Below are 6651 nucleotides of genomic sequence, written 5' to 3'. Positions count from 1 at the left end.
TGCCGGCGTTGACCACCGCGTTGTCGAAGGAGAGCGAGATCTCCAGGATCGAGAGGATCGCCACGATGCCGAAGGCGGTCCACCCCCCGAAGAGGATCGCTGCGACCAGACCGAGCGCGGTGACCGCGAACGACCAGCCGAAGGTTTTCAGAACCACTGGCTACCCCAGGTGTGTTAACGGGTCTCCCCCGCTGCCGTGATCGGCTTTACGAAACGTTGACTCCGAAGTCTAGAGCGATGCCCCGCAAGCCCGACGCGTACCCCTGTCCCACCGCACGGAACTTCCACTCGCCCTGGTAGCGGTAGAGCTCGCCGAAGATCATCGCGGTCTCGGTCGAGGCGTCCTCGCTCAGGTCGTAGCGGGCGAGTTCCTGGCCGTCCGCCCGGTTCACCACGCGGATGAAGGCATTGCTGACCTGGCCGAAGGTCTGGCCGCGCTCGTCGGCCAGGTGGATGGAGACCGGAAAGACGATCTTGTCGCACTGGGCCGGCACCTTGGGGAGGTCGACCAGCAGGGACTCGTCGTCCCCGTCGCCCTCGCCGGTGAGGTTGTCACCGGTGTGCTCCACCGAGCCGTCCGGGCTCGTGAGCTGGTTGTAGAAGACGAACCACTCGTCCCCCATGACCCGGCCGCCGCTGCACATCAGCGCGCTGGCGTCGAGGTCGAAGTCGGCTCCGGTGGTGGAGCGCGCGTCCCAGCCGAGCCCGATCATGACCTGCGTGAGATCGGGTGCGGCCTTGGACAGGGAGACATTGCCCCCCTTGGCGAGCGTGACGCCCATGATGGTCCCTCCCCTGGTGATGTTCCTCAGGTGGTCCTGCGCTCCCCCGGAGGGGGCGCCCCCAGGCGCCGCACGTGAACCGTGCGGCGCCTGGCGGTGTGGCCGCGGAAGGCGCGGCCGGGCTCGGGCGTGGCCGTCTCAGACGTTCACACCGAAGTCCTGCGCGATGCCGCGCAGGCCGGAGGCGTAGCCCTGGCCGATGGCGCGGAACTTCCACTCCGCGCCGTGCCGGTACAGCTCGCCGAAGACCATGGCGGTCTCGGTCGAGGCGTCCTCGCTCAGGTCGTAGCGGGCGATCTCGGCCTCGCCGGCCTGGTTGACGACGCGGATGAACGCGTTGCGCACCTGGCCGAAGGACTGCTGGCGGTTCTCGGCGTCGTAGATGGAGACCGGGAAGACGATCTTCTCGACGTCGGCGGGGACCCCGGCGAGGTTGATCTTGATCTGCTCGTCGTCGCCCTCGCCCTCACCGGTGAGGTTGTCACCGGTGTGCTCGACCGAGCCGTCCGGGCTCTTCAGGTTGTTGAAGAAGATGAAGTGCGCGTCACTGGCGACCTTGCCGCTGCTGTTCAGCAGCAGCGCGCTGGCGTCGAGGTCGAAGTCGGTACCGGTCGTGGTGCGGATGTCCCACCCCAGACCGACGATGACCGCGGTCAGGCCTGGCGCCTCCTTGGTCAGCGATACGTTGCCGCCCTTGCTGAGGCTGACTCCCACGAGTCCTCCATTGGTGTCCTGGGGCGGGTGCCCCGTAGTGCGGTGGATGTCGGATCAACGAGTCGATCCTAGTGACGGGTTCCCCGCCGCCGCAGGCCCCGCAACCGAAGAATCACAGGGTGTCGAGCGCCTCGACGTACTCGTTCAGGTCACGGGCGTCCGGCAGGGCGTTGACGACGGTCCAGCGCACGACGCCCTCCTTGTCGATGATGAACGTCCCGCGCACGGCGCACCCCTTGTCCTCGTCGAAGACGCCGTACGCGCGCGAGACGTTGCCGTGCGGCCAGAAATCGCTGAGCAGGGGGTACTCCAGACCCTCCTGCTCGGCGAAGACGCGCAGGGTGTGGATGGAGTCGTTGGAGACGGCGAGCACCTGGGTGTCGCGGTCGGAGAACTGCGGCAGCCGGTCGCGGACCTCGCACAGCTCGCCGGTGCACACGCCGGTGAAGGCGAACGGGTAGAAGAGCACCACCACGTTCTTGTGCCCACGGAAGTCGGACAGCCGCACGGTCGCCCCGTGGTTGTCCTTGAGCTCGAAGTCGGGGGCCTTGTCGCCGACCTGGATCGCCATCGTCGTGTTCATCCCTTCGGGGTGGTTCGCTCCGACCACCCTACGCAGGGAGCACGACGGGCCGGGGGACGGGCCGACGCAGGACGCGGCCGGCCCGTCCGGAGGTGGTTCACCGCTTGGACTTGGCCGCCTTCGGCGTCGCCAGCCGGCTGCCGCTCCAGTCCTTGCCCACACTGACGCTCTTGGCCGCCGTCAGGCCCGCCGTGGTGGCCGCCTCCGAGATGTCGCTCGGCTCCACGTAGCCCGAACGGCCTGTCTTCGGCGTGAGGAGCAGGATCGCGCCGCCTTCTTCGATGTACGTGGTGGCATCCACCAGCGCATCCGTCAGGTCGCCGTCGTCGTCGCGGAACCACAGCACAACGGCGTCAGCCACGTCGTCGTAGTCCTCATCGACGAGGTCGCTCTCGATGACGCCCTCAATGGCCTCGCGGAGCTCCTGGTCGACGTCGTCGTCGTAGCCGATCTCCTGGACCACCTGCCCGGGCTGGAAACCCAGCCTGGCGGCAGGGTTCGTCCGCTCCTCCGCGTGGTCCGCGGTCGCGCTCACGGGTTGCCTCCTGATCATGTCTTGGGAAATAACTCAGCCACGCGCGTGCGCGAAGCATTGGCCGTAGTCCACACGGGCGGGACGGATCGCGCAAGTACCCGGCCGTACAGACCGCCGAAACGGTGACGATCCTGGCCGGGTCACCGCAACTCCAGGCACACCATCATGACCCGAAGTGACGTACACCACACCTTTGTGCCCCGTTTGGCCCTTTGGGAACCGTCCATGTGTACGAAGACTCGAATGGACGAGCCCTGTGCACACCGTACTGGTCGCGACTCCGGATTACCTCCCGGTAGAGATGACGCCGACGGCCCCGAGGTGGACCATGGGGATCGGCGCAATCCGGGCCGTACCGGCGAAACCGCGGCCCGTCTCACGGCCCTCTGACAGGTAAGGAACAGCGTGGCTTCCGCATCCGATCGCAACCCGATCATCATTGGCGGCCTTCCGAGTCAGGTTCCTGACTTCGATCCCGAGGAAACCCAGGAGTGGCTCGACTCCCTCGACGCCGCGGTCGACGAGCGCGGCCGGGAGCGGGCCCGCTATCTGATGCTGCGACTGATCGAGCGTGCCCGCGAGAAGCGCGTGGCCGTGCCCGAGATGCGCAGCACGGACTACGTCAACACGATCCCGACCCGGGCCGAGCCGTTCTTCCCGGGCAACGAGGAGATCGAGCGCAAGATCCTCAACGCCACCCGCTGGAACGCGGCGGTGATGGTCTCCCGCGCGCAGCGGCCGGGCATCGGGGTCGGCGGCCACATCGCCACCTTCGCCTCCTCCGCGTCGCTGTACGACGTGGGCTTCAACCACTTCTTCCGCGGCAAGGACGAGGGCGACGGCGGCGACCAGGTCTTCTTCCAGGGGCACGCCTCCCCCGGCATCTACGCCCGCGCGTACCTGCTGGACCGGCTGAGCGAGCGGCACCTGGACGGCTTCCGCCAGGAGAGGTCGAAGGCCCCGTACGCGCTCTCGTCGTACCCGCACCCGCGGCTGATGCCGGACTTCTGGGAGTTCCCGACCGTGTCGATGGGGCTCGGCCCGATCGGCGCTATCTACCAGGCGCGGATGAACCGCTACATGCACGCGCGCGGCATCGCGGACACCTCGCGCTCGCACGTGTGGGCGTTCCTCGGCGACGGCGAGATGGACGAGCCGGAGTCGCTGGGCCAGCTGACCCTCGCCGCGCGGGAGGGGCTGGACAACCTGACCTTCGTGGTCAACTGCAACCTGCAGCGGCTCGACGGCCCGGTGCGCGGCAACGGAAAGATCATCCAGGAGCTGGAGTCGGTCTTCCGGGGCGCCGGCTGGAACGTGATCAAGCTGATCTGGGACCGCACCTGGGACCCGCTGCTCGCGCAGGACCGCGACGGCGTGCTGGTCAACAAGATGAACACCACACCGGACGGGCAGTTCCAGACCTACGCCACCGAGTCGGGCGCGTACATCCGCGACCACTTCTTCGGCGACGACCACCGGCTGCGCGCGATGGTCGAGGGCATGACCGACGACCAGATCCTGCACCTGGGGCGCGGCGGTCACGACCACCGCAAGATCTACGCGGCGTACAAGGCGGCGGTCGAGCACAAGGGCCAGCCGACGGTGATCCTCGCGAAGACGGTCAAGGGCTGGACGCTGGGCCCGAACTTCGAGGGCCGCAACGCCACGCACCAGATGAAGAAGCTGACGGTCGACGACCTCAAGCACTTCCGGGACCGGCTGCACCTGCCGATCTCCGACAAGGACCTCGAATCCGGTCTGCCGCCCTACTACCACCCGGGGCCGGACACGGAGGAGATGCAGTACATGCACGACCGCCGCAAGTCGCTCGGCGGGTACGTGCCGACGCGGGTGGTGCGGTCGAAGCCGCTGCGGCTGCCCGAGGAAAAGACGTACGCGACCGTGAAGAAGGGCTCCGGTCAGCAGTCCATCGCGACGACCATGGCCTTCGTCCGCCTCCTCAAGGACCTCATGCGGGACAAGGAGATCGGCAAGCGGTTCGTGCTGATCGCGCCGGACGAGTACCGCACGTTCGGCATGGACTCGTTCTTCCCGAGCGCGAAGATCTACAATCCGCTCGGGCAGCAGTACGAGTCCGTGGACCGGGAGCTGCTGCTCGCCTACAAGGAGGCGCCGAACGGGCAGATGCTGCACGACGGCATCTCCGAGGCCGGCTGCACGGCCTCGCTGATCGCGGCGGGATCGGCGTACGCCACGCACGGCGAGCCGCTCATCCCGGTCTACGTCTTCTACTCGATGTTCGGCTTCCAGCGCACCGGTGACCAGTTCTGGCAGATGGGCGACCAGTTGGCGCGCGGTTTCGTGCTGGGCGCGACGGCGGGGCGCACGACGCTGACCGGTGAGGGCCTCCAGCACGCGGACGGCCACTCGCAGTTGCTGGCGTCCACCAACCCGGCGTGCGTCGCCTACGACCCGGCGTTCGGCTACGAGATCGCGCACATCGTGCAGGACGGGCTGCGCCGGATGTACGGCTCCGACGAGGAGCACCCGCACGGCGAGGACGTCTTCTACTACCTGACCGTCTACAACGAGCCGATCCAGCACCCGGCCGAGCCCGAGAACGTCGACGCGGAGGGCATCGTCAAGGGCCTCTACCGCTTCAGCGAGGGCACGGCGGGTTCGCTCCCGGCGCAGATCCTGGCGTCCGGGGTCGCGCTGCCGTGGGCGATCGAGGCGCAGAGGATCCTCGCCGAGGAGTGGAACGTCAGGGCGGACGTCTGGTCGGCGACCTCCTGGAACGAGCTGCGGCGCGAGGCGGTGGACTGCGAGCGGCACAACCTGCTGCACCCGGAGGAGGAGCAGCGGACGCCCTACGTGACGCGGAAGCTCGCGGCGGCGCAGGGGCCGGTGGTGGCGGTGTCCGACTGGATGCGGTCGGTGCCGGACCAGATCGCGCGCTGGGTGCCGGGGACGTACCAGTCGCTGGGCGCGGACGGGTTCGGGTTCGCGGACACCCGGGGAGCAGCGCGGCGGTTCTTCCACATCGACGCGCAGTCGGTCGTGGTGGCGGTGCTGACGGAACTGGCCCGGGAGGGACACCTCGACCGGTCGGTGCTGAAGCAGGCGATCGACCGGTACCGGCTGCTGGACGTGGCCGCGGCGGACCCGGGGGTGGCGGGCGGCGACGCGTAGGGCGTCACCGGTCACGGCCCCCTGCCGGCCGGCGGTCCCACGGGCCGCCGGCCGGCGTTCTCTACGATGCCCCCATGTCCGAACCGACTGCGCTGGACCGCTGGGAGCGCCGCACCCAGACCCCCCTGATGGCACTGGCCGTCCTCTTCGCGGTCGCCTACGCGCTGCCCATCGTGGACCCGGACGCCCCACGGCCCCTGCTGACCGCCTGCCACGCCGTGAACTGGGGGGTCTGGGGCGCCTTCGCCGTCGACTACGCCGTCCGGCTGTGGCTGAGCGAGGACAGGACGCGCTTCGTGCGGGCGAACCCGCTGGCGCTGCTCGCGGTCGTCCTGCCCCTGGTGCAGCCGCTGCGGCTGCTGCGCCTGGTGTCGCTGCTGCTGCTCGCCGGGCAGCGGGCGCGGCTGGCGTCGCAGATCCGGGTCACGACGTACGTCGCCGGCTGCTGTCTGGGGCTGCTGGTGTTCGGCGCGCTGGCCGTGCTGGAGGTGGAGCGGGGCCGGCCGGGGGCGTCCATCCACACGCTCGAGGACGCGGTGTGGTGGGCGTTCACGACGATGACCACCGTGGGGTACGGCGACATGGCGCCGACCACCGGATGGGGGCGGATGCTCGCGATCGGGCTGATGCTCTCCGGCATCGCGCTGCTCGGTGTCGTCACCGCCAACATCGCGGCCTGGTTCATCTCCCGGTTCGAGATGGACGACGAGGAGGAGCGCCGGCAGACGGCGGCCATCCGGGCGCTGACGGAGGAGGTGCGGGCCCTGCGCGGGGAGGTCGCGGCGCTGCGGGGGTCCGCGGCGGACCGGGATCAGGTGACCGGGGTACCGCGCGGACCGGCATGAGCGAGGGCCCCCGGCGCCCCACCGGGGACCCTCGCCGGT

General features: G+C 69.1%; 6 protein-coding genes. 2 read left to right on the top strand and 4 right to left on the bottom strand.

Annotation, left to right across the window (positions count from 1 at the left end; genetic code table 11):
• Nucleotides 1-206 precede the first annotated feature (206 nt).
• From ACFY3N_RS06810 to ACFY3N_RS06795, 4 genes are all read right to left on the bottom strand, one after another.
• Nucleotides 207-782, bottom strand: a complete 576-nt coding sequence (locus tag ACFY3N_RS06810; RefSeq protein WP_390815549.1) for a TerD family protein — start codon at nt 780-782, stop codon at nt 207-209.
• A 138-nt stretch (nt 783-920) separates the two neighbouring features.
• Nucleotides 921-1496 (bottom strand): calcium homeostasis/redox stress adaptation protein, encoded by a 576-nt coding sequence (locus ACFY3N_RS06805; protein ID WP_383348116.1) that lies wholly within the window; start codon nt 1494-1496, stop codon nt 921-923.
• 112 nt (nt 1497-1608) lie between these two features.
• Complete coding sequence (locus ACFY3N_RS06800; protein WP_390815572.1) at nt 1609-2067, bottom strand: peroxiredoxin; 459 nt, start codon at nt 2065-2067, stop codon at nt 1609-1611.
• A gap of 109 nt (nt 2068-2176) precedes the next feature.
• Nucleotides 2177-2614, bottom strand: coding sequence for a DUF3052 domain-containing protein (locus tag ACFY3N_RS06795; RefSeq protein ID WP_030218400.1), 438 nt, complete (start codon nt 2612-2614; stop codon nt 2177-2179).
• A gap of 405 nt (nt 2615-3019) precedes the next feature.
• Between ACFY3N_RS06795 and aceE the strand changes: the two genes are divergently transcribed.
• Both aceE and ACFY3N_RS06785 read left to right on the top strand, forming a co-directional pair.
• Nucleotides 3020-5767: a pyruvate dehydrogenase (acetyl-transferring), homodimeric type gene (aceE, locus tag ACFY3N_RS06790; RefSeq protein WP_390815548.1), complete on the top strand. Its 2748-nt coding sequence runs from the start codon at nt 3020-3022 to the stop codon at nt 5765-5767.
• 74 nt (nt 5768-5841) lie between these two features.
• A complete protein-coding gene (locus ACFY3N_RS06785) occupies nt 5842-6612 on the top strand; it encodes a potassium channel family protein (protein WP_390815547.1) in 771 nt (256 codons plus the stop codon).
• The last annotated feature ends 39 nt before the right edge of the window (nt 6613-6651 follow it).

Origin of the sequence: Streptomyces sp. NPDC000348 (assembly GCF_042898795.1) — a bacterium.
Lineage (GTDB): Bacteria > Actinomycetota > Actinomycetes > Streptomycetales > Streptomycetaceae > Streptomyces.
This window is presented reverse-complemented; position numbering and strand designations above follow the sequence as displayed.